The sequence below is a fragment of the Limnobacter sp. genome, assembly GCF_046297615.1.
GTDB lineage: Bacteria > Pseudomonadota > Gammaproteobacteria > Burkholderiales > Burkholderiaceae_B > Limnobacter.
Map to the genome: position 1 here is coordinate 475,228 of NZ_JBKBHM010000001.1, position 26,670 is coordinate 501,897.

24 protein-coding genes are annotated in these 26,670 nt (G+C 57.8%); 17 read left to right on the forward strand and 7 right to left on the reverse strand.

What is annotated here, in order from left to right:
- Positions 1-139: 139 nt before the first annotated feature.
- Entirely contained in the window at positions 140-922 is a 783-nt protein-coding gene (locus ACK4FF_RS02150; RefSeq protein ID WP_409704119.1) for an FRG domain-containing protein, read from the reverse strand.
- Positions 923-1,218: 296 nt separating this feature from the next.
- Between ACK4FF_RS02150 and ACK4FF_RS02155 the strand changes: the two genes are divergently transcribed.
- A complete protein-coding gene (locus tag ACK4FF_RS02155; protein ID WP_409704121.1) occupies positions 1,219-1,785 on the forward strand; it encodes a DUF1569 domain-containing protein in 567 nt (188 codons plus the stop codon).
- Positions 1,786-1,806: 21 nt separating this feature from the next.
- The gene (locus ACK4FF_RS02160) at positions 1,807-2,148 is read left to right on the forward strand and encodes a hypothetical protein (RefSeq protein WP_409704123.1); all 342 of its coding nucleotides are present in this window, start codon (positions 1,807-1,809) and stop codon (positions 2,146-2,148) included.
- Between the two features lie 33 nt (positions 2,149-2,181).
- On the opposite strand, the gene ACK4FF_RS02165 is transcribed toward ACK4FF_RS02160, so the two are convergent.
- Positions 2,182-3,060, reverse strand: a complete 879-nt coding sequence (locus tag ACK4FF_RS02165; RefSeq protein WP_409704125.1) for a hypothetical protein — start codon at positions 3,058-3,060, stop codon at positions 2,182-2,184.
- Between the two features lie 15 nt (positions 3,061-3,075).
- Complete coding sequence (locus ACK4FF_RS02170) at positions 3,076-4,113, reverse strand: hypothetical protein (RefSeq protein WP_409704127.1); 1,038 nt, start codon at positions 4,111-4,113, stop codon at positions 3,076-3,078.
- A 34-nt stretch (positions 4,114-4,147) separates the two neighbouring features.
- Here ACK4FF_RS02170 and ACK4FF_RS02175 point away from each other — a divergent pair, with 34 nt between their 5' ends.
- A complete protein-coding gene (locus ACK4FF_RS02175) occupies positions 4,148-4,654 on the forward strand; it encodes a cupin domain-containing protein (protein ID WP_409704129.1) in 507 nt (168 codons plus the stop codon).
- On the opposite strand, the gene ACK4FF_RS02180 is transcribed toward ACK4FF_RS02175, so the two are convergent.
- Positions 4,655-4,906: a hypothetical protein gene (locus tag ACK4FF_RS02180; RefSeq protein WP_409704131.1), complete on the reverse strand. Its 252-nt coding sequence runs from the start codon at positions 4,904-4,906 to the stop codon at positions 4,655-4,657.
- 127 nt (positions 4,907-5,033) lie between these two features.
- Between ACK4FF_RS02180 and ACK4FF_RS02185 the strand changes: the two genes are divergently transcribed.
- From ACK4FF_RS02185 to ACK4FF_RS02195, 3 genes are all read left to right on the forward strand, one after another.
- Entirely contained in the window at positions 5,034-5,567 is a 534-nt protein-coding gene (locus tag ACK4FF_RS02185; RefSeq protein ID WP_409704133.1) for a YaeQ family protein, read from the forward strand.
- 128 nt (positions 5,568-5,695) lie between these two features.
- The gene (locus ACK4FF_RS02190) at positions 5,696-7,726 is read left to right on the forward strand and encodes a TonB-dependent receptor family protein (protein ID WP_409704135.1); all 2,031 of its coding nucleotides are present in this window, start codon (positions 5,696-5,698) and stop codon (positions 7,724-7,726) included.
- A 50-nt stretch (positions 7,727-7,776) separates the two neighbouring features.
- The gene (locus tag ACK4FF_RS02195) at positions 7,777-8,268 is read left to right on the forward strand and encodes an SRPBCC family protein (protein WP_409704137.1); all 492 of its coding nucleotides are present in this window, start codon (positions 7,777-7,779) and stop codon (positions 8,266-8,268) included.
- Between the two features lie 28 nt (positions 8,269-8,296).
- Here the strand turns inward: ACK4FF_RS02195 and modC are convergent, their stop codons facing one another.
- From modC to modA, 3 genes are read right to left on the reverse strand one after another with little or no spacing between them, the layout of a single operon-like run.
- On the reverse strand, positions 8,297-9,376 hold the full coding sequence (gene modC / locus ACK4FF_RS02200; RefSeq protein ID WP_409704139.1) for a molybdenum ABC transporter ATP-binding protein: 1,080 nt from the start codon (positions 9,374-9,376) through the stop codon (positions 8,297-8,299).
- A complete protein-coding gene (gene modB, locus ACK4FF_RS02205; protein ID WP_409704141.1) occupies positions 9,373-10,056 on the reverse strand; it encodes a molybdate ABC transporter permease subunit in 684 nt (227 codons plus the stop codon). Before modB ends, modC begins: the two co-directional genes overlap by 4 nt.
- Before the next feature lie 29 nt (positions 10,057-10,085).
- Positions 10,086-10,841: a molybdate ABC transporter substrate-binding protein gene (modA, locus tag ACK4FF_RS02210; protein ID WP_409704143.1), complete on the reverse strand. Its 756-nt coding sequence runs from the start codon at positions 10,839-10,841 to the stop codon at positions 10,086-10,088.
- Positions 10,842-10,950: 109 nt separating this feature from the next.
- On the opposite strand from modA, the gene ACK4FF_RS02215 reads away from it, so the two are divergent.
- The 11 genes from ACK4FF_RS02215 (at position 10,951) to ACK4FF_RS02265 (ending at position 26,668) form a co-directional block, all read left to right on the forward strand.
- Positions 10,951-11,724, forward strand: coding sequence for a TOBE domain-containing protein (locus tag ACK4FF_RS02215; protein WP_409704145.1), 774 nt, complete (start codon positions 10,951-10,953; stop codon positions 11,722-11,724).
- 121 nt (positions 11,725-11,845) lie between these two features.
- On the forward strand, positions 11,846-12,298 hold the full coding sequence (locus tag ACK4FF_RS02220) for a cache domain-containing protein (protein WP_409704147.1): 453 nt from the start codon (positions 11,846-11,848) through the stop codon (positions 12,296-12,298).
- Positions 12,299-12,356: 58 nt separating this feature from the next.
- Positions 12,357-13,973 carry a methyl-accepting chemotaxis protein gene (locus ACK4FF_RS02225; protein WP_409704149.1) on the forward strand — a complete coding sequence of 539 codons (1,617 nt, stop codon included), beginning with the start codon at positions 12,357-12,359 and terminating at the stop codon, positions 13,971-13,973.
- Positions 13,974-14,430: 457 nt separating this feature from the next.
- Positions 14,431-18,939, forward strand: coding sequence for a beta strand repeat-containing protein (locus tag ACK4FF_RS02230; RefSeq protein ID WP_409704151.1), 4,509 nt, complete (start codon positions 14,431-14,433; stop codon positions 18,937-18,939).
- Between the two features lie 145 nt (positions 18,940-19,084).
- Positions 19,085-19,510 carry a MarR family winged helix-turn-helix transcriptional regulator gene (locus ACK4FF_RS02235; protein WP_409704153.1) on the forward strand — a complete coding sequence of 142 codons (426 nt, stop codon included), beginning with the start codon at positions 19,085-19,087 and terminating at the stop codon, positions 19,508-19,510.
- Between the two features lie 2 nt (positions 19,511-19,512).
- Positions 19,513-19,911, forward strand: a complete 399-nt coding sequence (locus tag ACK4FF_RS02240; RefSeq protein ID WP_409704155.1) for a PaaI family thioesterase — start codon at positions 19,513-19,515, stop codon at positions 19,909-19,911.
- Position 19,912: 1 nt separating this feature from the next.
- On the forward strand, positions 19,913-20,377 hold the full coding sequence (locus ACK4FF_RS02245) for a PaaI family thioesterase (protein WP_409704157.1): 465 nt from the start codon (positions 19,913-19,915) through the stop codon (positions 20,375-20,377).
- Positions 20,378-20,381: 4 nt separating this feature from the next.
- The gene (locus tag ACK4FF_RS02250) at positions 20,382-21,740 is read left to right on the forward strand and encodes an ATP-binding protein (protein ID WP_409704159.1); all 1,359 of its coding nucleotides are present in this window, start codon (positions 20,382-20,384) and stop codon (positions 21,738-21,740) included.
- Positions 21,721-22,398: a response regulator gene (locus ACK4FF_RS02255; protein WP_409704161.1), complete on the forward strand. Its 678-nt coding sequence runs from the start codon at positions 21,721-21,723 to the stop codon at positions 22,396-22,398. The genes ACK4FF_RS02250 and ACK4FF_RS02255 overlap by 20 nt, the downstream gene beginning before the upstream one ends.
- A 77-nt stretch (positions 22,399-22,475) precedes the next feature.
- A complete protein-coding gene (locus ACK4FF_RS02260; RefSeq protein WP_409704163.1) occupies positions 22,476-25,115 on the forward strand; it encodes a TRAP transporter large permease subunit in 2,640 nt (879 codons plus the stop codon).
- Positions 25,116-25,213: 98 nt separating this feature from the next.
- Positions 25,214-26,668, forward strand: coding sequence for a hypothetical protein (locus ACK4FF_RS02265; RefSeq protein WP_409704165.1), 1,455 nt, complete (start codon positions 25,214-25,216; stop codon positions 26,666-26,668).
- Positions 26,669-26,670: the final 2 nt, after the last annotated feature.

A 26,670-nucleotide genomic window follows, 5' to 3' on the forward strand; every position in this document is an offset into this window, starting at 1 on the left:
CGGAGCGCGAAGCGCGCAGGGTACCAACGCTGGCTATGAAAATGGCGAAGCCATGACCAGTGTTGGCGTCCGCGTTGAACGCCCAGTTAGGCCACGGAGCGTAGTGGCCAGTAGATATATTTACTTTGTGGTGCATTTTTCAACTTAGTTTTATCTCTGTCCTTAGGGTCACTATCTGCATTTTGCCGTTGGCAACAGGGTCGAATTGGTGAGCCTTTATTTCGGATGCAATTCCTGCAATGCCAGGATAAATGAAGGATGTTGATATGCCAAGCATTCTTAGGCGGCACCGTATTTCTGGCTTCCAAGCGCCTCTTACTGCGATGGTTTTTATATCGGGAATATTTGGTGGATTGAATGGGTCTTTGGGGCAGGAAAAGATTGATTTTTGATTAATGTAGCGTTCGTCGGTGTATCGCGGTCTAATAAATATGAATTCGCCTTGATGCGGCTGAATGGCGAAGATGCTGGCAGGCTTTGCTGCCTCATTCTTCGTATAGTTGGCCGTTTTGTAGTCAAAGAGTTCGTACTGATCTGTGACGGCGTGCTTCAAGTAATAAATGGCGCCATCCTTGGTGTCATTCCGCTCAGTGGCAAAAAATAGCGCCACAAGTGGATTTGATGACCAGTCAAGCAGCCTTGTTGGAAGGCCGTAGTGCTGGGCTAAAAAAAGCCATTCAAACTCTGATTTTGGCGGATCTTTTTGGAGTGGAACTGTCAGGCGCTTGAACTCATTGAGTATGTTGGTTTCAAGGGATTCAATGTCTCCATGTGTGTGGTCCATGGTGTTCCGTCCGATTGACGGTATCAATTGGTGGCTCGAATCCGTTACGCCTCGATAGATTGTGTCCGGTCCTCCGAGAGATGTATGCGGCAACGCAAAAAAATCTCGCCAAAAGTCGTCCAGTGTTTGATTCATCATAGGTGTGAATTGGTGCGGCCTAACTTGATATATCGAACAATAACGGCGATATACATTTATCCGCACATCGCAGTGTCCTAACTTTACTTAGTCATTTCAACGGCCTCTAAAGAATTACATAAAAATCGCGGAAAATAAACCCTGTTTATCCGCACCTAGAAAACCAGCCTTATTCCGCCCTTCATCCAACCCCTCGCCTAACCCGCCCAAACATAACCCCTCCCGTCTTGCCCGCCCCCAACCCCACATGCCATGATGTAACCATTCCAACCCACCCACTCGGCAGGTATAACAACATGGAACAGCCCCACAACAAAACACGCCGTCGCTTACTGGTTCTGGCCGCGCACGCGGTGCCTGCTGGTGTGGTTGCCACGGGCGTTAGCGGCTGCGCGCAAGCCTCCGCGAACGACCGGCAGTTGGTGTTCAAAACCTTGAATGAAGCATTGGCCGAGTTGGCCCGCTTGACCAGCCCACAGGCGCTTCCCCCGGCAACGGCGTGGAATTGGGCGCAAACGCTGACCCACCTTGCGCAGAGCATCGAGTTTTCCATGTTGGGTTTTCCGCAGCCCAAGCACCCGCTGTTTCAACGCACAGTGGGGGCGGCTGCCTTCAATGTGTTTGCCTGGCGCGGGCGCATGACTCACAACCTGGCCGAGCCCATTCCGGGTGCCCCTGCGCTGGATGCAAACACGGGAGTGGACGCCGCACTGGCCCGCCTGAAGCTGGCCGCTTCGGCCTTTGCCAATTGGGCAGGGCCGCTAAAGCCGCACTTCGCCTATGGCGAGTTAAGCAAAGCCGAATACGAGCAGGCACACGCCATGCACTTGGCCAACCACTTTTCGGCGTTTCAGCAGGCTTAAGCCGCACGGCCCTTATTGGCGATGTACGAACGTAGAACCCAACAACCTGTTCCCCGCGCGGTTTTCCTGAGGCGGCTGGCAAGCCAGTTGTTGTGGGTGGTGCTGATGCTGATGGCCTCGCTGGGCATTGGCATGGTGGGGTATGTCACATTCGAAAACCTGTCGTGGATAGACGCCTTCCTCAATTCCGCCATGCTGCTGGGTGGCATGGGGCCGGTGAATCCGCCGCAAACGTATGGTGGCAAACTGTTTGCGGGCTGCTATGCCCTGTATGCAGGGCTGGTGTTTATTGTGGCGGCGGCCATGGTGTTCACGCCCATTCTTCACCGGGTCATTCACCGTTTCCACTGGGACGATGAGTAAGCCCTGAGCCATCCTGCAAGCTTTGGCTCGATGTCACTGCACGATACGCCAGCGTTTGGGCCCTTTGTCCAGTTGTTCATACGCCTGAACATGTTGGTTGAAGAGTTTCAAGTTGAGCCGTCGAATTGGGGCGGGCAGGTGGTACTTCACATAGTCATGACGCCACTTCATGCGGGTTTTCATGTCGCAATAGACAAAGCTCGGGATTGCCTGCTTGCGCTGGAAGTAAATCAGGTACAGCGACTCTCCGATTGTGACGCCAGTAAAAGCGTTGATGATCAACGCTGGGACGGCAAAGCAAACCCCCATGATGAGAAACCGGAGATAGTTGGGGTTAGTCAGGGCGATTGCATTCTCGATCACCCACATCAACGCAAAGCCTGCCAAAGCAAGCAGCACCGTCAAGCCTTTGAACTTCCTGGGTTGAAGATCAATGTCATAGGTGCCGCTTTTAGGGCACAGAGTGAATTGCCAGAGTTCAATTTCGTCGCCCTTGGCGAATGTTTCCGGAGTCACCTTCCGCGCGGTGTTCAGGAACGCTCCAATGACACACAGTGCCAGAGTGACGCAGTTGAAGATTAAAAACCTCCACTTTAGATACCCCTCGAATTCGAGTTTGGCAAAGCTGGTGTGTAGTACCAATAAATCGTACTGAAAGGTAACGACGCTGGTGCCCCACAACCCGATGATGCTGCAGTAGACGAGTTGGTGTGGCTTTAGCTCGTAGACAAAGATCACCTGATAAATGGTGACTACACCAAGGCAGGCACCCCCCACTAGAATCAATACCAACAACGGCGCATTGAGCGGGGTGAATTGGGCAACCAGCAGTAGGGTGCTCAGCGGGAGTCCGATTGCTAAGCAAAGCGCTTGAGCAAAGAAACCGTAGTAATGACTGCGAATTCCGTACATGTTCAACCTGTGACGCTAGTCGTTGCCGAAGAATGATTTGGCCCGTTGTTCAATCTCGTTCTTCAGCTCTGAAGTGTCGTACAACATACCGATACCTATTCCGACACCCAAGCCAAGAATCACGATTGGAGCCCCCGCAGTACCGACGATAGCCCCCACAATTCCCCCAATTGCAGCACCCCCAGCCATCCCCAAGATATTCCCCGTTTGGTTCTTCGCGCTGTCCACCGCAAACTGCTTGACGTTGAACCGTTGTCCTAGGTCGGCGTGGTGGTTGTAGTTGTTCAGGAAGTCGGTAATGAATGTGGGCCCCAAGCCAAGCAGCCCGCCCACTTTGACCGAGCTTAGCCATGGCGACCCTGTCAAGCGGCGCAATTGCCACAAGTCGTCAGAAGCTTGTCTGCTCAGGCTCAGCACCTTCTTGGTTTTGAACCCGTCAGCCCCGAGAGATTTGACATACATGTTTTTGCTGACCGCTTGAAACTGGGCCGCTTCCATGAGCGTGATGATTTTTGCGTTCGGTTGCCGAATCCGTATCATCACATCGGCGTGCTTGCCCAGTTGGTTCACCCCTTTCAAGCCGACCACTTTGAGTTCAATGCCGTTGCCCAGTTTCACCAACCGGGGCTGCCCGTTGGCGAGCACTTTGCGCAGTTCCGTTTTCATTTGATGGGTGAAACGCGCTTTCACTGTTGCTTCAATCACGCTGGCCAAGTTGGCAGGCAGGTTGTTAAAGCCAAACAATTGGGCCAATAAGGCACTGCTTAAATCACCCGACTCGGCGGCCTTCACCAACACGTTCCCCTGTTGGGGCTCTAGTTGGCCGGTTAGCAGCAAGATGCCAGCCACAGGGTCCAGATTCATAACCTCGGGTGCCATGGCCAGGCTGACTTGCGTATCGGGCACAAAGTGGCCCAGAAAATCGGTCTCTTGATGCAAGTACAGCGGCGCAGAACCATTGTGGCTATTGACTGCACGGGTGTACGCCAACTGCAGGGCCTGTGCCCTGCGTTGCAGGTGGTCTTCGTTGAAGGTTCGGGCTTGGGTGCTCATGCCGGTGTCTGTGTTCAACCGAGGTGGCGGCAGTATGCGTGAAACTGCTTCAGGGGTAGAAACCAGGGCCTTGTTGACCCATGGCTGGGGTACCCGCCCCCCACCCTTTGAAGTACAGTGGTGTTTTACATTCACGCGCATGGGGGCAGCCATGGTTAAGGACGGGGAAATCATCACGGTGCGGCCCAGTGTGCCCATCGACACGCTGCAAAAGTTGCCCAACTACGTGGGCATTTCCCGCGACACGGCGGGCGCCCAGGGCATTTCCATGAATGTGGTCATTATTCCCGCTGGGGCCAAGGCCAAGCCGCATTACCACGAGGGCTTTGAAACCGCCATTTACATTCTGAAGGGCGAGGTGCAAACCTTTTACGGCGAGGGGTTGGCCAAGTCGTGCATCAACAAGCAGGGCGATTTTCTGTACATTCCCGCCGGTTTGCCGCACCAGCCCGTGAACCTGAGTGCCGACACGGATGCGATTGCCTTGGTGTCGCGCACCGATGCCAGCGAGCAGGAAAGTGTTAGGGCTTATGAGCCTTGATTAGGCTATGGTTTGCACAGTGAATTTGCTGTTATTGAAGGTGCCCACACCTAGCCGAGTACCGTCGGGTTGAATCAATTCAATCAACATCGGGTTGCGTGGGCAGGCTTGGTACAGGAAGGCCGTCTTTGAAGCAATCCATGACCGAGCAACCGCATTCGATTGTTGATTTTGATGCCCCATGGCGAGTGCGATGATGTCTACTGATGGGATAGCTTGGCGCATCATGCTTGCTCCATTCGATGTATCCATCAAGTTTACTCGGCCTGCAATTCATAGGCATCGTCAAACGAAAGGTACTTTGGGTCTGCTCATTGCTGCTCTGTGGGTGCTGTATCGGTCATAATCCCGTTTCCCCATTACAACCCCGAGTGCCCCCATGGCCTTGCGCGCCACTGTTTATAAAGCTGTGCTGGATGTGTCCGACCTGGACCGCAACCATTTCTCCCAATACCCGCTGACGCTGGCGCTGCACCCCTCAGAAACCGAGGAGCGCCTGATGGTGCGCATGCTGGCCTTTGTGCTGTATGCCGGGCAGGACACGCAGTTTGGCAAGGGCATTTCTGCGGAAGACGAAGCCGCCGTGTGGGAGGTGGACCCGACAGGGCGCATCAAGGTGTGGATTGACGTGGGCCAGCCCGATGAAACGCGGGTGCGCAAGGCCTGTGGCCGGTCCGACCAGGTGGTGATTGTGTGTTACACCCGCGCCGCCGAGGTGTGGTGGAAACAAAACCAGGACTGGCTGAACAAGCTGGACAAGGTGCGTGTGCTGCAACTGACACCCGACGACAGCGCGGCCTTGGCGGGCCTGGCCCAGCGCAATATGGAGCTGGCCTTCACCGTGCAGGAGGGGCTGGTGTACGCCGGTGAAGTAACCGTGGCCCCGGTGGAATTGAAGGCCGCAGCGGTGTAAGGCGGTGTTGTGGTGCGCAGCGGGCAAGGTTTTTGCACCTTCAGCCCAAAATGCCCGATCAACCTGTGTTGGCAGGTACGGGTGTGTCAATTCGACACACTTGGCCCGCTGAAAGCCGCTGCTCCGCCATGACCATTAAACCACTGACCACCGCATTGCAGGCCGCTGGCCTGGCCACTTTGTTTCTTGCCCTGCCGGTGTGGGCCGAGCCCACGCTGGACGACATGGTGGTGTCGGCTACCCGCGACCCGAAGGACGCCTTTGACATTCCCGCATCCGTGGACAAGGTGAATGCTGAAACCCTGCGCAACGCGGGTGGCTTTCAGGTGAACCTGTCGGAAACCCTGGTGCGGGTGCCCGGTTTGGTGATCAACAACCGCAACAACTTTGCGCAAGACCTTCAAATTTCCATTCGTGGCTTTGGTGCTCGGTCCACTTCCGGTGTGCGTGGCTTACGCCTGTTTGCCGACGGCATACCGGCCACGATGCCTGATGGGTCGGGCCAGATTTCCCATTTCAGTTTGAGTTCAGCGGAATCGATTGAGGTGTTGCGCGGGCCGTTTTCTTCGCTGTACGGCAATTCGTCGGGCGGGGTGATTGTGGTCACCACTGAAGACCCGAAGCCCGGCCAGTCGATTGAGTTCAGCGGTGCGCTGGGCAGTGACAGCACACGCCGTGCGGGCGTGAAGTTCAACACGGGCAGTGAGAACTTTGGCTGGGTGTTGGATGCGTCGCGTTTTGAAACCGACGGCTACCGCGACCACAGCAAAGCCACGCGGGACAACCTGAACAGCAAGATGAAGTTCAAGCTGGGCGACACGCGTTTGACTTGGCTGGTGAACACGGTGGACATGCCCGATGTGCAAGACCCACTGGGCCTGACCGCCAACCAATTGGCCGCCAACCGCCGCCAGGCAGGCACCAACGCAGTGGCCCGCAACAGCCGCAAGAGTGTGCAGCAGTCGCAAACGGGCTTGGTGGTTGAGCATGACTTCACACCCACCACGGGCTTGGTGTTCAGCCCCTATGTGGGCGAGCGTTCCATTCGGCAGGTGTTGGCCAGCGGCACGGTGATTGACCTGAACAACGAGTACTACGGCGCAGACCTGCGTTTGCGACACCAAACCAGCCTGTTAAACATGCCGCTGTTGCTGAGTGTGGGCATGACGGTGGGTGAGTTGGAGCAGGCGCGCAAGGGCTTTCCGGATGAGGTGAGCCCATTGAACCGGGATGAGTCCAACACGGCCAGCCAATTTGACCAATACGTGCAGGCGGAGTGGTTGTTGTCGGACAAGTGGAGTGTGTTTGGTGGGCTGCGCAGTTCCACGGTGGAAATTCGCTCCAAGGACCAGTTTCTGAGCAATGGCGATGGCAGCGGCTCGCGGGACTATTCCGCCACCACCACCAACGCCGGGGTGACTTACGCCTTAAGCGACACGCAGAAGGTGTATGCGTCCTACGGTGAAGGGTTTGAGACACCCACCTTGCTGGAAACCGCGTACCGCTTGGTGCCCGGGGCCCCCAACTTCAACCCTGATTTGAACGCCGCCAAAAGCCGCCAGTATGAGGTGGGTTACAAGGCGCGTTACGACCAAACCAAAGTGAATGTGGCGCTGTATGCCGTGGACACCACCGATGAAATTGTGGTGCGCGCCGCTTCAGGGGGTGTGACTGCATTTCAGAATGCGGGCCAAACCTGGCGCGAGGGGCTGGAGCTGGGCCTGCAGCACCGTTTCAACACGCAGTGGCAGGCGGCCATGGCGCTGAACCTGATCAATGCCGAATACAAAACCACCAACACTGCGATTACCGCAGGCAACAACCTGCCGTCCATTCCCGGCCAAACTGCGTTTGCGGAACTGGTGTACAAGCCCGCAGACCGTCTGGAAACTGCGGCTGAATTCAGGTACATCGGCGGCCTGTATGCCAACGACGCCAACACCGCTGAAACCGCCACGGCCACGGTGTGGAACTGGCGCATCAACCACAGCCTGCCTTTGGGTTCGGGCTGGACGCTGCGCACACAGGCCCGCGTGGACAATGTGTTTGCCAAGGAATACGTGGGCTCGGTGATTGTGAACCAGGCGCAGGGCCAGTTCTACGAACCCGCAGCCACTCGGCAAGTGCTGGTGGGTGCAAGCTTGGCATACCGCTGGTAAGCCGGGACGCTACAATCAGGGCTCTTATTCATTTTTTATTGTGACGCCCTATGCCCTGGTTCAAGCTCAGCCCCGTGACGGATGAGCGGTTCTTCGACACCGCCCCCATCCGCTTTGATTATGAAATGCACTTGCCCGTGTCTGCCGATGAGGTGTGGGCTGGCTTGACCGCCGACCGCCCTTTGGGCTGGTGCAAAATGCTCAGCGTGCGTTACACCTCCCCGCGCCCGTTTGGTGTGGGCACCAAGCGGGAGGTGGGTGTGCAGTTCAACATGGCCCGCATGAAAGAACACTTTTTCATTTGGGACGAGGCCAAGCGTTGCCACGCGTTTTATGTGGAAGAGTCGAACGCGCCGCTGCTGGACAAGTTTGCGGAGTACTACGAGGTGACACCCACCGACAACGGTTGTGTGTTTGTGTGGCGCTTTGCCATGCAGGCCAAACCGGGTGTGGCCACGGTGTTGGGCTTGAGCAAAGGGCTGGTGAAGAAGCTGGTGTTTGACCGCCTGATCAGCGACACGGAGAAGTGTTTCCGCCGCTAAGCCCTGTCGTTTGCCGTGTGCCCCGCGCTTAATCGAACAGGGCCGCCGATTTGATGTGGCACCACACGGCTTGGCCGGGCTGCAGGTGCAGTTGGTCCACCGCGCGGCGGGTGAGGGTGCCCAGCACTTGGGCGGTGCCGCACAGCACTGACACTAGCATTTGTGAAGGGTGTTCGCCCGGTGTCAGCGCCTGCACGTTGCCTTGCAGAATGTTTTGAATACTGCTGCCCTGCGGTGGCTGGATGGACAGGCTGACGCTGCGCGCAGGCACGCGCACCCGCACGGCATGGCCCAGGGCCAAGCCCGGGTCGCGCACCCACAATGGGCCTGCGGTGCTGTCCACACGGGCCAGTTGGTAGGCGTGGTCCAATTCACCCACGCAGCCTTCCAGCACTACGCAGGCGTCGTCGCCCAGCAGGCGGGTTAGCGCCGGGTGGGCCATCACGGTGTGCACGGGCCCGCAGGCTTGCACTTGGCCGCTTTCCAGCACCAGCACATGGTCGGCCAGCCGGGCCAGTTCGTCGGTGGAGTGGGTGACGTACACCATGGGCAGGTTCAGTTGGTGTTTCAGGCGTTCCAGCCAGGGCAGGATGTCCTTTTTGCGGGCAGGGTCCAGCGCGGCCAGCGGTTCGTCCAGCAGCAGCACGCGGGGCTGGGTGGCCAGTGCGCGGGCGATGGACACGCGTTGGCGCTCCCCGCCGGACAAGGTGTTCGCAGGCCGGCTCAACAGCGGGGCAATGCCCAGCAAGTCGATGGCGTGTTGAAGGGCCTGCGGCCCGCCGGGCTTGGCGCTGCGGCGCAGCCCGTAGGCCAGGTTGTTGCGCACGTTCAGGTGCTCGAAGAGGCTGGCCTCTTGAAACACATAGCCCAAGTCGCGTTGCCAGGTGGGGGTGTGGTGTTGCGGGCCTTGCCAGTGCAAGTCGCCCACTTGAATGCTGCCCTGCGCTTGTTCAAGCCCGGCGATGCAGCGCAGCAGGGTGGTTTTGCCCGAGCCCGATGGGCCAAACACCACGGTGATGCCGGGCATGGGCAGGTCAGCCTGCACATGAAGTGCAAAGCCTGCACGCTGCAGGTTGAGGTGGATGGACAGGGTTTGCAGGGCCGTCATGGTGCAACCGGGTTGGGCCGTTGGCGCAGGCGCGTCAGCAGCAACAGCACCACAAACGAGAACACCACCATGCCTGCGGCCAGCACGTGGGCGGCGTCATATTCCATGGCTTCCACATGGCCGTACAGTTGGGTAGACACCACGCGGGTTTGGCCGGGGATGTTGCCGCCGATCATCAACACCACGCCGAATTCGCCCACCGTGTGCGCAAAGCTGAGCAGGGTGGCGGTCAGCAGGCCAGGGCGGGCCAGCGGCAGGGCGACGGTGAAAAAAGTATCCAGCGGGCGGGCACGCAATGTGGCGGCCACTTCAAATGGGCGGCGGCCCAAGGCTTCGAAAGCGTGCTGAATGGGTTGTACTGCAAAGGGCATGGAAAACACCACCGACCCGATCAACAGGCCAGTGAATGAGAAAGACAGCACGCCCAAACCCAGCGACTGTGTCAGTTGCCCCACCCAGCCTTGTGGCCCCAGCAGCACCAGCAGGTAGAACCCCAGCACCGTGGGCGGCAACACCAAAGGCAGCATGACCATGGCCCCCACCGGCCCGCGAAACCGGGAATGGGTTTGCGACAGCCACCACGCCAGCGGGGTGGCCAACAGCAACAGCACCAGGGTGGTGGCGGTGGCCAGTTTCAGGGTGAGCGCAATGGCTTGCAGCGCTTCGGGGCTTAATGGCATGGTGGGGGCATTGCAATGGCCTTGGGGGCTTAAAGGTCGTAGCCAAATGAGCGAATGATGGACCGCGCTTTGTCGCCCTGCAAGTAAATCAAGAGGGCTTGGGCTGCGGGGTTGTCTTTCCCGGCGTTGAGCAGTGCTGCGTCCTGCCGGATTGGGTCGTGCAGGTTACCGGGCACCACCCACGCGGAGCCTTCTTTCAGTGTGCCGTCCGCCCACACTTGCGACAGGGCCACGAAGCCCAGTTGGGCGTTGTCGGTGCTGACAAAGTGAAATGTTTTGGCGATGTTCTCGCCCTGCACGAACTTGGGTGCGAGGCTGCTGGCCAGCCCCAGTTTGTTCAGCGTTTCCATGGCGGCAGCGCCATAGGGGGCCAGCTTGGGGTTGGCAATGGCGATGCGGCTGAACTCGCCTTGGCTAAGCACTTTGCCTTGCGGGTCAACCAGTGTGGGGTTGCGGCTCCACAGCACAAGTTTGCCGGTGGCGTAAGTGTAGCGGCTGCCGGGCACCACGGCCCCTTCTTTCTCAAGCTTGTTGGGGGTGGTGTCGTCAGCGGCTAAAAGAACATGGAAGGGGGCGCCATTCTTGATTTGCGCATAGAAGTTGCCGGTGGCCCCGAAGGACAGTATCGCCTTGTGCCCTGTGTCTTTTTCAAACTGCTCGGCAATTTGCTTCATGGGCGCGGTGAAGTTGGCGGCCACGGCCACGCTGACTTCGGCCGCTTGAACCGGGAAAGCCAGCAGGGCAGTGGTGGCGATTGCGCAGAGGCGTTGAATGGCTTTGAACATGGTGCTGCCTTGGGGTGGGTTGATTTACACTGATGCATCATAGCACCGCTATTCTTATTGGGAATAGCGCGTTATCCCTGAATATGCATTGAACCAAGGTTGAGCCTTCATGAGTAAAGCAGCCATTCGGTACGACTTGGCTTTTGACAACCCGGTGTCCGACAAACGGGTGGACATTCTGCGCGCCTTGGGCGAGACAGGCTCCATTTCCGAGGCGGCGCGCCAGTGCGGGGTGAGTTACAAGGCGGCGTGGCAGGCGGTGGAAACCCTGTCCAACCTGGCGGGGGTGCCGCTGGTGCACAAGTCGGTCGGCGGTACAGGCGGTGGCGGTGCGCAATTGACGGAAGCTGGCCTGCAGGTGTTGGAGGCGGCCGCTGAATTGCAGGAGGCCCAGCGCCGGGTAATGGACCGCTTGAAAGGCAGTGCCGGTTTTGCACTGGACACTGGCCGTTTGGCCGGCTTGGGTTTGCGCACCAGCATGCGCAACCACTTGCCTGCAGTGGTGAGGGCTGTGCGCGCGCAGGCGGGCCATGTGCGGGTGCAGATGGAGCTGCTGGGTGGCTTGCCGCTGCATGCCACCATCACCCGAGAAAGCCGCCAGTTGTTGGGGCTGGAGGCGGGGTTGCAGGTGTTGGCCTTGTGCAAGGCGTCGGGCGTGGTGTTGAACCGGGACGATTGCCCAAGCCCCGGCGTGAATGCCCTGCCCGGGCAGGTCAGCCGTGTGGCACCCGCGAAGGGCCCGGCGGAGGCCACAGTGCAGTTGGCACCCGGTTTGCAGTTGGTGGGCTTTGCTGACCCTAACCTGCGCCAGCGGCTTGCCGTGGGCCAGCCTGTGACAGCCCATGTGCCCGAGGCGGCCGTGGTGATCGGCCTTCTGGGCTGATTCACCAGAAATGGCTAGAGAAAATGGGGGTGTTTATTCGTTCGGTTTGAAGGGCTTGCGGGTTAACTGGTGAACCTGGGGGTGCTGTCCGCACCCCAATTCCAATACCCAAGGAGCATTCATGAAGACACTGCCATTTGTTGCGGCCCTGCTGGCCGTTTTGTCCACATCTGCCATGGCGAACGATAACTTTGCCACCCCCAAACAAGCCGAGCAAATGGTGGCCCAAGCGGTGAAGGCGGTGAACGCCGACAAAGCGACCGCGTTCAAGGAAATCACCGGCAAAGACAAAAAATGGGTTCAACTGGACCTGTACCCTGTGGTTTACGGCATGGACGGCAAGTGCCTTGCCCACGGCCAGAATGAAAAGCAGGTGGGCAAAGACCTGATCGAGCTGGCCGATGCCGATGGCAAGGAATTCATCAAAGAGCGCGTGGAACTGGCCAAGTCCAAAGGCAAGTTCTGGCAGGACTACAAGTTCACCGACCCGGTTACCAAAAAAGTGCTGCCCAAGTCCGCTTACTGCGAGAAGGCAGGCGACCTCATTGTGTGCGCGGGCGTGTACAAGCGCTGAACCCTGTACGGCATGGCTGACCCCACGTGGTGGCCCATGCCGGTGAGTGAGATGTCTCATGAAAATCAAAGCCAAAGTATTTTTACCCTCGGCCATCAGCGTGTTGATGTTGCTGATTGTGGGGGTGGTCAGCGTGATGGGTATGCGCTCGCTGAATAGCGCCCTGCATGAAGTCACAGACAAGGGTGTGCACCAGGTGGAGGTGCTGCGTGATGCCCGCGCGGCGCTGTTGCAGGCGAACCTGGTGACTTATCGCCTGTTTTCGACCATCGTCAACCTGGATGAAGGGCGAATCAAACAGGAAACCAGTGTGGCGCTGGGGCATGCTGACCGTGCCATCGCCAGCATGAACACCTTGGCAGAGGATGCCCTGTTGTCGCCGGAGGACAAAGCAGCCTTGGCGCAATTGGCAGAACCGTTGGCCAAGTACAGGAAATCGATTGCCCAAGCGATTGACATGGCTGATTCAGACTTGGCGGCGGCCACTGGCATGATGCAGGCGGCCGACAAGCGCTTTCTGCAAATCAGCGAACCCCTGCAAAAATTGATTGATGCCAAGAAAAGCCACACCAAGGAATTGATTGCCGAGGCGAACGGGCAGGCCAACTGGCTGCTGGTGGTGACTGCCGTGGTGTTTTTGGCCGGCGTTGCAAGCGCGGTGCTTGTGTCGCTGTTGCTGGCCGGGCGCATTGTCAGCCCCATGTTGTTGGCCATTGGGGCGGCGAAGTCGATTGCGGCGGGCAACCTCACCAACACCATCAACACGGAAGGCAAGGATGAAACCGCCGAATTGATGGGCGCGTTGGATGGCATGCAAACCAGCCTGCGTAACCTGATTGGCCGAATTGGCGAGAACGCCGGGCGCACCGAGCAGTCCTGCGGGGCCATGTCCTCGGCGTTGAAAGACATCACTCATTCCGTGAATGGCCAAAATGAGGCCACCAGTTCAGTGGCCGCCGCCGTGGAAGAAATGACGGTGAGCATCAACAACATTCACGACAATGCCACTCAGGCCTTGAAAGTGAGTGCCGAGTCTGCCGAGCTGGCGTCCAAAGGCGTCAGCGTGATTCAGAGTGCATCGGATGAAATGCTGAATATTTCAGCCACCGTGAGCAAGGCCGCCGAGGTTATTAACTTGGTGGGCCAGCAAACCATCGAGATTTCCAGCATTGTGAACACCATTCGTGAAGTGGCCGAGCAAACCAACCTGCTGGCTTTGAACGCGGCCATTGAAGCAGCGCGGGCTGGGGAGCAGGGCCGTGGCTTTGCCGTGGTGGCTGACGAGGTGCGCAAGCTGGCCGAGAAAACATCCAGTTCATCAGAAGAAATTCGCAGCATGATTGAAGCGGTGCAAAACAGCGCCGACCAAGCGGTGGGTAGCATTCATCACATGGTGACCCAGATGGGCACCACCGTGGAACAAGCCACCAGTGCCCGGTTGGCCATTGAGCAGATTCAGGCCAGTGCCGCGCAAAGCCAGGGTTTTGCAAGGGACATTTCCATGGCCTTGGGTGAGCAGTCGTCGGCCAGCCACCTGATTGCCCGGCAAATTGAGCACATTACGCAGATGAGTGAAGTGAACGCCAACAGCGTAAGCCAGGCTGGGCATGCCATGCAGGCGTTGGAACAGGAATCGCGCCAGTTGGGTTCTGCGGTGGCGTGCTTCAAAGTGTGAGTTGTCAAACATCGCCTTAGGCGGTGAGTTTCAAAGCCCGGTTTCCGCAAGGAGCCGGGCTTTTTTGCGTCCGGCCTTTGCTGCTTTCGTTCGCACCTTCCTTGGGTAGGTCTACAACATTACATGCTGTTAACTTATTCGGACAAAAACTTCCGAACATTCAGCAACATTAAGTTGGGTTGGGTGTAGAGTGTTCTCTTGTAATAATTTGGTCGACATTCTGTAAGAATAGCTAGCCTTGATATCACTGGGCTTGAAAGCGGTTTTGATTATTTCGACACCGAATTGCATGAGTGTGTACAGATTGAAAATCACACCACGCGTTGATTTATCAAAAATTAACAGTTTGTTCGAATCCAGTTGTTCAAAAATTCAGTAAATTGCATACAAGCCCACAGTCTTTGTAAGAAAAACACTGACAATTGCGCCTGGCCGTATTCGTATCTTGGAGATTCACGTGAGTAAAAAGCCAACCACCCCACAGCACACCGCACCTCAGAACACCAAAAAAGACGCGGTCACTGACCTGCGCCTGGGCAAAACATTGCCTGTTGCGCAGGCCAAAGCCAATGCGCGCAAGCCCGGCCAAGAGGAGCTTCAGGCCCAGATTGCTGAGCAAGTGGCGCAGCAGGATGAGCAATTGCTTGAGCAGGCGGCGGTAGAGCAACAGGGCGGTATGCAGTTGGCCCAAGCCGCTGCTGAAGGTGCAGCCACAGCGACAGACGCCGCAGCCGGTGGCAGCGCCGAACAGGGTTTGGTTGGCCCCTTGGCTGGCGCATTCAACCCCCTGCTGGCTTTGGCCGGTGTGGGGGTGGTGGCAGGTGCTAGCGGTGGCGGTGGTGGTGGCGCAGCCGCACCTGCGCCAGCAGCGGTGGTGAACAAAGGCTTGGCGGTGGATGGCTACATTGAAGGCGGCCAGATTTTTGTACAGGCCGAGAACGGCACCCGCACGCTGGTGGGCAGAACTGGTGACAAAGGCCAGTTCATCGGTTTGGACAACACCCCCGGATTGAAGCTGACCGAAGCGCAATCCAAGTTGGTGCTGGTGTTGACCGGCGGAACCGACACAGGCGATGGCGACCAAGACTTGGGTGCAAACACCCTGACCTTGACAGCCCCTCCCGGGTCGAGCGTGATTTCCCCATTGACCACGCTGGTTGTGGCCTTGAAAGAAAAGAATGGCGACATCAGCTTTGAGCAAGCAGAAAAGCAGATCAAGCAGGCCTTTGGCATTCCCGACAGCACAGACCTGAACACGCTGGACCCAGTGACAGGCGAAATCATCGGCAGCGAAGACAGTTCCGTGTCGGCTGCTGTGGCGTTGGAAGCTTTGCAGGCCGGTGCTGCAGTGAACCAGATTCTGTTCGCGGTGTTGGGTGCAACCGCCAACAGCGGCGTTGACCAGGAAGACGTAATCGCCAGCGTGCTGGACGCCATTGAGGACGCAGGGGGTGAATTGTCACCCGCAGCACTCGCCTTGGCTGCAGTGGGCGACCTGGACCTTAACGATTTGACCAAGATCGCATTGCAGAAGGCCATCGCTGATGACCTGAAGGCCATTGAAGACGCTACCTCAGTTGACGGCACTTTCACTGCCCAGCAAGAAGCGGAGAATTCACCGACCCCAGTGGTGACGATTGGCGAGGCAGATCCAGCAGGCGTGTTGGTGTTTGGTGAAACAACCATTGATGTAGAAGGTGGCTTGCTGACTGTAACCAGCGGGGAAGACGTTCAAACATTTGCTTACCTAAACACCGTCGAAACTGATGATGTCGATGTCAACGAGCCCGAAGTTAACGTGAACCTGCGATCTGGTGTTGAGCCCATGGTGGCCATCACCACAGGCGATGTGACCGTCACTTCCGAGCAACCTCGCGAGATTCTGGTTCACGGCAAAGACACCTTTGTGGTGGATTCTGAAGATCCGATTGATGCTGAGCAGATTGGTCTGTCCAGCCTTGCCAGCACCGTGTTCGCCCCTGGCTTCATTGGCGGTGTTGATGTCGCCGGCGGTGCCTTGACCTTCAACACCTCGCTGGACTACCCCAGCCTGACGCGGGTGTCCGAAGGTGCGAACTCCGCCACCATTAACTTGAATGCTGATGGCAGCACCAGCTATTCCAATGTGGAGGCGCTGGCCAAAGACGTCACCGTGAATGTCGCGGGTGATTCATCTGACTCCGCCACCCTGGTACTGGGCGGCGGTGCCACCGTTGCTCTGTCCAGCAACAATGGCGGCCAACAAAGCACCCGCAGCTTGGACGCAGCAGACTCTGTCACTGTCAACTTTGAGTTGAGTGAAGGTTCCTCCAGTGCAGCCTCCGAAATTGCGGCGGACACCGTGCAGTTCAATTTGGCCAACACCACCCTGAGTAACTTGGTAGTGCATGGTGGCCGCACTGTGTTCACTGACAGCAATGAATTCAAGCAAGCGGTTGCATTGCCGCAAATTGTGGCGCCGATTATTGTGGCCCCCTCTGGGCCTGGCGTTGCCGATACACCGACTACGCCGGTGGCTCAGTCAATTAGTACCTATGCCTTGCAAACAGTGGACACCTTGGCCGCCAGTTCAGTGACTGCATCGCCAGGCGATGCCGAGGTAACTAACCTGTTCTTTGGTGTGTCTGTTTCAGCCGACACCGTGGCGTTTGAGAATGCGACCAACTTCTACAGCAGCTCTTCAGATTTCGGCGGCATTGATGGCGGCAACAGCCGTTCAATCAGCAACAGCCAGACTGGTGAGGTGACTTATGACGTCGTGAGCGGTGAAGATTTCTTCACACGTTTCAGCTCCTCGGATGAATACCGCCTGAGCCGCGCCGCCGCCGACGAAGTGACCATTTCACTGGCCGATGTCGCCGATGCACAGATTGTTGCCGTGACCAGCAACTTCACGCTGAACCAGGATGTGATTGAAGACACCAACGGTGGTTATGCCTCCGTCAGCGTAAACGGTGGTGTGGAAGTTGAGTACAGCCGAACCAGCAGTACACCGGGCAACGGTGTGCCCAACACCTTCGCGTACCAAACAGCACGGACGACTGAAGCCGCCGACCGGGTGGACATCAACACCAATGGTGCTGTTCAGGTGATGGCGTTGACACCGCAGGAAGGATCCATCCGTGATTTCGCCGCTGTGGTGTTGAACCCAGGTATCGCAGCCAACAATGTAAGCCTGGCTGCCAACAGTGTTCAGTTGAACATGATCTCGGGTGCTACGCAGTATGGCGAAGACAGTCAGAGCATGAACAGCAAAGAGGCCTATTCAGGCCAGAGCGAAGCGAGCATTGTGGTTGAGGGCGCCGAGTCCGTGTCCATCACCGCAGAAAGCCTCAGCATTTCGAATGACTGGAGAGCCCCCTCCGCTGGTCTGATTGTTGCTGACACCATCAATCTGAATGCCGGTAGCATTCAGCCCGTGAATCTGGCAGGTGGCATTGAGTACAGTAACATTGGTAGTTACAGTGGAAGCTACTTGGATGGAACCAGCGAGAACAAAGACAGTACTACCACGGTGACCACTGCTGCGTCCGAAGTGAATGTGGTGCTGGGCTTGGCTGGCGGTTCTTCATCCCTGACGGTTGTCGCTGACAAACTGAGTGTCGTGAACACGACCGCCGCCCGAGTGCAAGCCACCGAGTTGGTGATCGATGCCCCAGCAACAGTGTTCAACTCCTTCACCTTTGAAGCCAACGGCGGATTTGAGGCGACACTCACCAACGAGTCCAGCAATACACGCACACCGACCACCTACACCGGCAATGTGTCAGTTCCGGATGGATTCACAACCACCTTTGTCCAGGTAACAAGCGGGGGTAACACGTCCAGCTCGGTGTCCATTCAGGCTGCCAGTGAGGTGTCTGTACAGGTGCAGGGCAACATCAACGTGAACCAGAACTCCGAGTTTTTCTCCTCGGCCGTCAAGTCGCGCTTTGAACTTCCTGGAATTGTTGCCAAAGACGTCACCTTGTCCAGCGATGGCATTTACCTTGAAAATGGTATCAGTGGTGCTGTGACTGTTTCCGAAAGCAGCGGGAACTCCAGCTTCACCACCAACGTGATCTTCACGGACAGCAATGGCAACGTGACCAACCCCAACGGCAATATTGTGCAGCAGGGCTTCTCCAACTCCAGCAGTGCAGAGTTGCACATCACTGCCGCTGATTCTGTGGTGTTGACGGCTGAATTCAGTGTGGAAGGCCCCGGGCGCAGTGGGTTTATCCATGCGGATTCTTTGGAAGTGACGGCCAGCTACATCAGCAGTCTGCAAGTTGGGGGTGATTTGAACGGCGAGCAAAACTTGTCCCGCAGCTTCTCGACACAGGCTGGCAATACAAGCAGCTCGACCCAGGATTTCACCATTGAAGGTTCCTCCAACGTTGAACTGCGCGCTGAAGTGGAGAACAACGGCGAATATGGCACTGTTAGCGAGGTGATCGTCTACGGTGGTTCAGACAGCACCGATGTGGTGACGGTGTCGGCCTACGGTATCTATGACCTCACGATTCAGGGTGAAACCCGATTCAGTTCCGGTGAAGGTGAAAGCTACCAAAAGGCAGCCAATCGGGTTGAAGTGTCGACTGTCATTGAAGGCGAAAGCTTCAGCAGCAATGACAACGTGACCATCATGGCGAAATCAGGCTTTGTCAATTTGGGCAATGGCAATGACTACATCGAGTTGCGAGACTCCGTGACTGAAGCTCAGGCACTTTCAGTGGATTTGGGTTCCGGTGACGACACCCTTGCCTTTGACGACTACAGCCGCGACGACTTTACCGTCACCTTTGACGCTGCTTCCGGCGCATTGACTTTCACTGCGGTGAATACCGAGGCGCGTGACATTTACACCGTGAAAGGTGCGGAAGTTGTTGCATTCAGCGACGGTAACTACAACGTGGTCAATGGCACATTGCAGTTGCAGTCACAGGTCATTGAGTTGCTTGCACTGCAAAACGACGTGGTCTAAACCCAATCAAGCCCCTTAGGGCTTGATGCCAGAACCCCGGTGCTCACAAGGTGCCGGGGTTTTTGTTTATGGTGTGTTGCCAACTGACTTGATGTAGATCATTCGTATGTGTATTATTCGCATACGAACTATAAGTGAGCCCAGCTTGAAACGTCGCCTCTACTTTCTATTAAACCGGGCACGCACCGTACTACAACGCTACGCCGACAGCGGGGTGACCCGTGAAATCGGTGTGCCTGTGGCCCAGGTCAGTGTGCTGTTTGCCGTGGAAAAGCACCCGGGCGCCACCTTGGCCGAGTTGGCCAAGGTGATCGGCTTGAACAACCCGGGAATGACCAGCCTTGCCCAGCGCATGGTGGAGGCAGGTTTGTTGGTGAAATGCCCCGTGCCCGGGGACCAACGGGCATGGTCGCTGAACATGACTGACCGTGGTTTGCAGGCGTGTGCCGCTGCAAAGCCCCTGCTGGCCAAAATGAACCGCCAGCTGGAAGCCGGGTTCACCGCTGAAGAGCTGGATGTGGTGGCCCGTTTTCTGGAAGCCGTCACCCAACGTTTTGACACCAAGGAATGAACATGAGCACTACTGAGCAGTTGGCCCAGCGCATCGCCAACAACCCATTTTTGGGCTTTCTCAAGCTGCGCGGTGCAGAACGGCAAGGCACGGTGGCGCAATTGCCCTTTGAGCCTCTGCTGAAAAACCACGTGGGCACCTTGCACGCAGGGGCGTTGTTTGCCACAGCCTTTGTGAGGGCCCAAGCTGAAGCCCAGGCTGTGTTGGGCCCGGGGGTGAACGTGCACCGCTTGAAATCCTCCTCATCCATACAGTACAAGCGCCCGGGCAAGGGGCCTGTGTGGTGCACAGCGACAGCCCACCAAACAGAGGCGGGGCTTCAGGTGCAGTGTGTGCTGCACAGCGAGGCCGATGAGCCCTTGGCGGTGTTCAACACCACATTCAGCCTGACGGAGGTGTGACTTGGACGCGCTATTGAATGCAGTGATGCGCCCTTTGGTGCGCTTGCAGATGGACGGGAAAGTGCCGTTGGCCAAAGCCATGGGGGTGACATTGCTGAACATGGGCAACGGCGTGGCCAGCAGTGCCCTGGCCGCCAAACCCGAACTGATGGATGAGTTGGGCCATGTGCACCCATGTGCGGTGTTTACACTGGCTGAAACCTGCTCGGGCGGGGCGATGGCGGGTGGTTTCGCATCGGTGATCCTGAAAGTCCGCCCCGTGGCCGCTCAGGTGGACTTTGAAACCCTGGCGCCTGCCCAAGGGCGTTGTATTGCCCGCTCACGCATTGATGGCGATGTGCCTGCATTGAAGCAAGAGCTGCGCAAGGCTGGAAAGGTATTCTTTCCGGTGTTGGTCGATGTGATGGATGAACAAGGCCGCGACGTGGCCCGCATGCGGGTGCTGTGGAACCTGAAGAGAACCTGAGCGAATGCGCACGCCATCAAGCCTGTGGAGGCAGGCGGCTCAGGCCTTGGGTTTGTTGGGGCTGGTCACGCTCCTGGTTGAATGGGTGCTGCTCGATCTCAGCCCGCTTGCAGGCATTATCGTCTACTTGTTTGCGGTCATGGTGGCCGCATCCTCGTTTTCATTCAGGGTGTCGCTGGTTACTGCTTTGGTGTCCTATTTGCTGGTGAATTACCTAGTGGTGCATCCCCGGTACTCACTGCAAATTCTCGACACAGGTTCCGCGCTGGTTTTGGTGTTGTATCTGTTGACCTCTATCCGCATCAACACCCTGGTTCACCGCTTGCGCGAGAAGTCTGCCGCCCTTGAGCAGGCGTTGTCCTACACCGTGTTTGCACGGCGCTTGAGTGAAGCACTGATGTCGCCGGAAACTGACGAGGAAGCTGCCCAAGCCGTGCGTACCGTCTTCGATGATGCGCTGGGCAAACGTGTGAATGTGGCCTTGCACCCTGATGTCCGCCTCACGACTGAAGGGGCCGCCGTAGAGCCAAGCCTGCTGGCCCTGGCCACTCAGCAATTGCAGGCCTGCCTGCAGCGCTTGCGCAGCGTGGAACGGGCCAACCAGGCGCAGGTGCTGGCCCGCGAACGGGAGGTTCGCAGCCAGTTGCTGCTGTCCATTTCCCACGATTTACGCACCCCGCTGACCACCATTCTTGGTGCAGCAACAGCCTTGAATGCACAGTCGGACAAACTCAGTGCTCAAGAGCAGACCCGCTTGCTGCAATCCATCGAAGCTGAGGCCTATCACATGGCCACCTCCACGGAGAATGTGCTGTCGCTGATACGCTTGGGCCAACTGTCTGCATTGCCTGAGCCTTTGGCGGAAGTGTTTCCCGATGAGTTGCTGGAGGTGACGGTGCGCCGATACACCATGCGCCAGAACCCCCCGGTGTTTCAAATTGACAATGAGTTACCGCCTTGTGTGATTCCGGGCAACTTCGCCTTGTTGTCTCAGGCCTTGGCCAACTTGGTTGACAATGCACTGGCCGCACAACACCCAGAACGCAGTTTGCGCCTGCATGTTCATCCTTGGGCCCACGATGCCATCGACCCAATCTGCATCACGGTGCTGGACAACGGCCCCGGCTTTCCGGACGGGTTCAGCCCCGCACATTTGCGACCACTGTTGACTGACCCAACGCGCACCCACCGTGGCCACGGATTGGGCTTGACCATTGTTCAATCCATTGTCGAGTTGCATGGTGGCCGACTGTTGTTAGACAATCAGCCCGGCGGCGGCGCTGCGGCGTCACTGGTGTTGCCAGCCCGGTGGCTGGACCTGGACAGTGTGGGAGATGGGCAAGATGAGTCTGATGCTGATTGAGGATGACCTGGCGATTGCCAGCATGTTGTCCACGGCGCTGACCGTAGAGGGGTACACCGTCCACCATGCCACCACGCTGGCGCAGGCTCGCGCCCTGTGGGCAGCGCAACCTGCCAGTGCCGTGTTGCTGGACTTATCCCTGCCTGATGGCGATGGCGTTCAATGGCTGAAAGAATTCCGGACACAGTTCAAGCAGCCGGTGTTGGTCTTGTCGGCCCGGGGTGACGAAGCCGACAAGGTAAAGGCGCTGGATGGGGGGGCTGACGATTACGTCACAAAGCCCTATGCCTTGCCGGAACTGCTCGCCCGTATTCGAGTGGCATTGCGGCGTGTGTCAGCGGCCCAGCCTGGCCCCAGGCTGGTGGAGTTTGGCGATGTGCGCATCAACCTGGACAGCTTTGAATTGTCCAGACAAGGCGCACGGCTGCACTTGACGGCCAAGGAGTGGCGGGTACTGGCCGCATTGGCCGATGCGCCGGGGCGCTTGGTGCGTCAACGCGAGCTGATGACGCACGTGTGGGGCCCTGAATACGCCGACGATGTGCATTACCTTCGCATCATCATGAGCAAGCTGCGCGCCAAACTGGAAGCCGACCCCGCTCAACCACGACACCTGATCACCGAGCCCGGGCTCGGATATCGCCTGCTTGTGCAATGATTTGACACCAGTTTTACGTTTTTTTTACTGCGCTCGTGGTTCCATGTCAGTCCAAAAAAATAGGGACAAGAGACACCATGAATCCACGCGGGAGACAACTGCTTGGGCGTACACCGGCTGAATGGCTGGTCAGCCTGCCGGTCATTTTATTGTTGCTGTTCACCTTGGTGATTGGCACCGGCGAAATGGTACACAGCCAGCTGCTCAAGCTGGGCGAAACCATGTTTGGCGAGCCCGCCAAGGGTTTGCAGTACTTCATGCTGCGCGGCGACAACCCCATGCCGTCGTGCAGCGTGGTCACCGACATCGACGCTGAGGTGGCCAAACAGGCCGAGTCCGCGAATGCCTCAAGCGGTGAGTTGGGCGACTTGTTCGGTGTGTCGGAACCCGTGGACCCCGCGGTGATTCGCAATGCGATTGTGTCTGCAAACGAGTTGTGCCAAAAGCAGTTGGACCAGTATCAGATGGTCAAAGCAGCAGACAGCCCGAAACTGCGTCAGTTTGTGGCACTGGAAACCGGGTTCCACCATGTATTCAGCAAGGGGATTGAGAACCGTCCGCTGATTCTGTTGGTGATGTTGGCCTTGGCCGCGCTGACTACCACGCGTGGTGTGCACCACGTCTCCATCCGGCCGCCCTTGACGCGTTTGGACTACCGCTTCGCTGTGGGTTCCGTGGCTTTGGCCAGCGCCATTACCGCCACCTCGTTTGTGTCCTATTACTTCGTCTCTAAAAGTTCGGGCGTGGCGATGGAACACGAGTACATGTATTTCATCTGGGTGTCGCTTTTTCTGGCGCTGACTGGCATTTCCGTGGCCCAGTGGTGGCGTCCGCCTTCGGACATGCAGCCCGGTGGCAAAGTGTCGTCGGCGCTGTTGTCCGTGCCGCTCTTCGGGGCCATGGGTGTGGTCTGCGGGCTGTACTTTTTCCTGCACCTGAATTTGCCCGGCGTAGCCATCTATGTGAGTACACTCCTGGAGTTGCCCAGCATTTTCCTGAGCCTGGCACTGTACATCTGGGCGGGCATGTTGCTCAAGCAAAGCCGAGTGGTGGACCTGTTCATGAACATTCTGCGGCCGTGGAAACTGTCGCCAGAATTGCTGACCTACATCATCTTGCTGGCCGCTGCATTGCCCACAGCCTACACCGGTGCGTCGGGCATTTTTGTGATTGCCGCGGGCGGTATTGTGTACAACGAAGTGCGTGCTGCGGGCGGCACCCGGCAGTTTGCCCTGGCGGCTACGGCGATGTCCGGGTCTTTGGGTGTCGTGTTGCGGCCCTGCCTGTTGGTGGTGTTGATCGCTGCGCTGAACAAGCAAGTCACCTCCAACGATTTGTACCACTGGGGGCACTATGTGTTCCTGCTGACCTCCACCCTGTTCTTCCTGTTTTCGCAGTTGACGCGCAGAAAGAAAGCCAACCTGGAGCGCCCCTTGGTGGCCATTCCCAAGATGCTGCGAGAGGTCGTGCCCGTGCTGCCTTACGCTGCGCTGGTGGTTGCGGTGGTGTGGTTTTATGAGTACTTCCTGAACACCCCGCTGAATGAGTCCACAGCGCCGGTCATCATGCCGTCCATCATGTTCTTCGTGCTCATTTTCGACAAACTGCGCACCCCCAAACCTTCAGCCCCAACACACACTGATGCGGCTGTTGAGTTGGCGCCGGTCGCCGATGCCCACCACAAAGACCGTCAGGAGGGGGTAGAGAAATCAATTCGGTTTGCGACATCCGAGGCCACCGGGCACATTGGCGCGTTGATCATGCTGATGGCCATGTCGCTGGCGGTGGGTGGCTTGGTGGAACGTTCCGAGGTGATGCAACTGGCGCCTGCCGAGTTTTCCAGCGCGTGGACTGCCATGACCTTCCTGATGATCACCAAGGTGATTCTGGGCATGTTCATGGACCCGTTTGGTGCGGTGATTCTGGTGTCCGGCACCTTGGCCCCGATCGCCTACAACAACGGGATTGACCCTTTGCACTTCTGGATGATGGTGCTGGTGGCTTTCGAGTTGGGTTATCTGATGCCGCCTGTGGCGTTGAACCAATTGCTGACCCGCTTGGTGATTGGGGACAGTGAGGTGAGGCTGGCTGATGGCGAAGTCAAGCGCAAGAAGTTTTACTGGCGTTACGAGCGCTGGATACTGCCCAGCATTGTGATGACAGTGGGAATGCTGATTACTGCGTATGGCCCGCTGGCGGTTCAGAAATGGACCGTGTTGCGCCCAGTGGCCAATTACTTCATGCCTGAGGGCACCGTGCTTCAAGAGCAGCCCACCACGCCTAACCGACAAGACCCCGATGTGGACCTGAGTGCTGCCGCTGCTAGAAGCGGCCCAGCACCGGCCCCACAGCCCTTGGAGGAAGCCGCGCCACCCGCGGCGGAGGCTGAAGTGGCCCAAGTGGTTCAGCAATGGGCTACCGACTGGTCAGGCAAAAACGTGGAGGCCTACCTGGCCCATTACGCACCCGAGTTTGTGTCTGCCGATGGTGTGCCACGGCCTGCTTGGGACGACCAACGCAAAACCCGTTTACTGGGCAAAAAGCAGATTCAGGTATCCGTTGAGGGCTTGAGTGTGGCTGCACAGACGGACAAAGCGGTGGCCTTGTTCACGCAGGTGTATCAGTCCGATTCCCTGAATGAAACCGTGACCAAAGAGCTGACATTCAAATCCCTCAATGGGCGGTGGCTGATTGTTGCGGAGCGAGTATTGAAATAAGGCCGTGGCAGGCGGGGTGTCGGTAAATTGCGGATTGTTGCCGCTCGCCCGCCTGGTTTAATCTGGCACTCTGAATGTCAATAGTTTTGGAGTGGCCTGTGCGCGTTCTGTTTCTGCCTGTTCTGACTCTGGCTCTGGCGGCCTGCATGGGCAATGAGCCCGCCGGAACCAGCAGCGGCAGCACGGCCCCGGCGTCTGGCCCGTCGGTGTTGACTCAGGAAAGCCTGATGTCTGCGGTCAGTGGCGGCCCCACGCCGTTGGGGCTGGGGTGTGGCTGGGTTGCTGCGTCCGACGCTGACAAAGCCAATATTGCATTTCCCGATTCCGCTGCCAAATACTGGGTGGCGGCTGCGCCGGTCACCCCCGGCACTCGGGTCCGCATCGATGGCCGTTTCCCCGACGCCCGCTACTTCTCATTCAACGCCTACGACCTTGCGCTTCGCCCAACCGATGCCATTGCTGATGTTGAGCTGGCCCCGGACGGGGGTGCGACAAACCCCTTCGTCAACGGAGGGGCTGCCGGTGGGGCTTACACGGCGTATTTGAAACACGGCGCATCACCCACCCAAAACCCGGAAGTCAGCCGTGAGCCGAACACCTTCTATGCAGGCGAAGTGAAGGTGGGGCCACTGCCCGTGCCCAACTCAGGCGTGGTGTTGTTCATCTACCGAATTTATGTGTCGGCTGCGGGCCAGTTTGGCGACGGCGGCGTTGGCCTGCCCAAATTGAGCATTGAAACTGCGGATGGCAGCCGCAACTTGGGCGCCCTGCCAGACTGCGCAGAGCCCTTGCTGCCCAACCTGGGCGGCGCATTGCCCGCCCTGGGCTTGAATGAACGCCTGCTGGCTTTAGACTACCCCAACGCTTTGGCGTTGGATTTTCCGACAGCCACCTACCCGCCGCGCACCAACAAGTTTTATGGCCTGGGCGAAGTGGCCACCCAGATTCTGGACGCGCGCACTGGTATTGCTTTACCCACACCGGGCAATGTGAGCCTGGGTGGTGGCGGCTTCCTCAGCAACATTCACAACGCGTACACCACCACCACATTCGCGCGGCGCTATGGCAGCCTGGCCTTGGTGCGCGCCAAAGCGCCGACTTACCGCAGCCAGCCCGGTGTGGCGCGTGGGGAGGAAAACCTGCGGTATTGGTCGCTGTGCGGCAATGAATTTGCGACCCAGCGGTACACCGACTGTGCGGCCGATTACCAAACTCCGCTGGACAACGAAGGCTACTTCACGGTTGTGCTGTCTGACCCGGCAGACCGGCCAGCCAACGCCACAGCGGAAAACGGGTTTTTGTGGTTGCCTTGGGGCCCTTACCCAGACCAAGTGTTGATTTATCGACACATGCTGGAGAACCCCGCGTTTGCCCAAGCCATTCAGCGGGTGAATAAACAGTCGCCGCTGGTGAACCAGATGGGGCCATTCACCCCTGTGGGCACCTACTGCAACCCCGCTGTGTTCACGCAGGCCAACCAAGCCAAAGCGGTGTTTGAGCAGTGTTTGGCTGACCAGCAGGCCAACCCGCCGGTGCAGGTGGCCAAGCGCTGAAG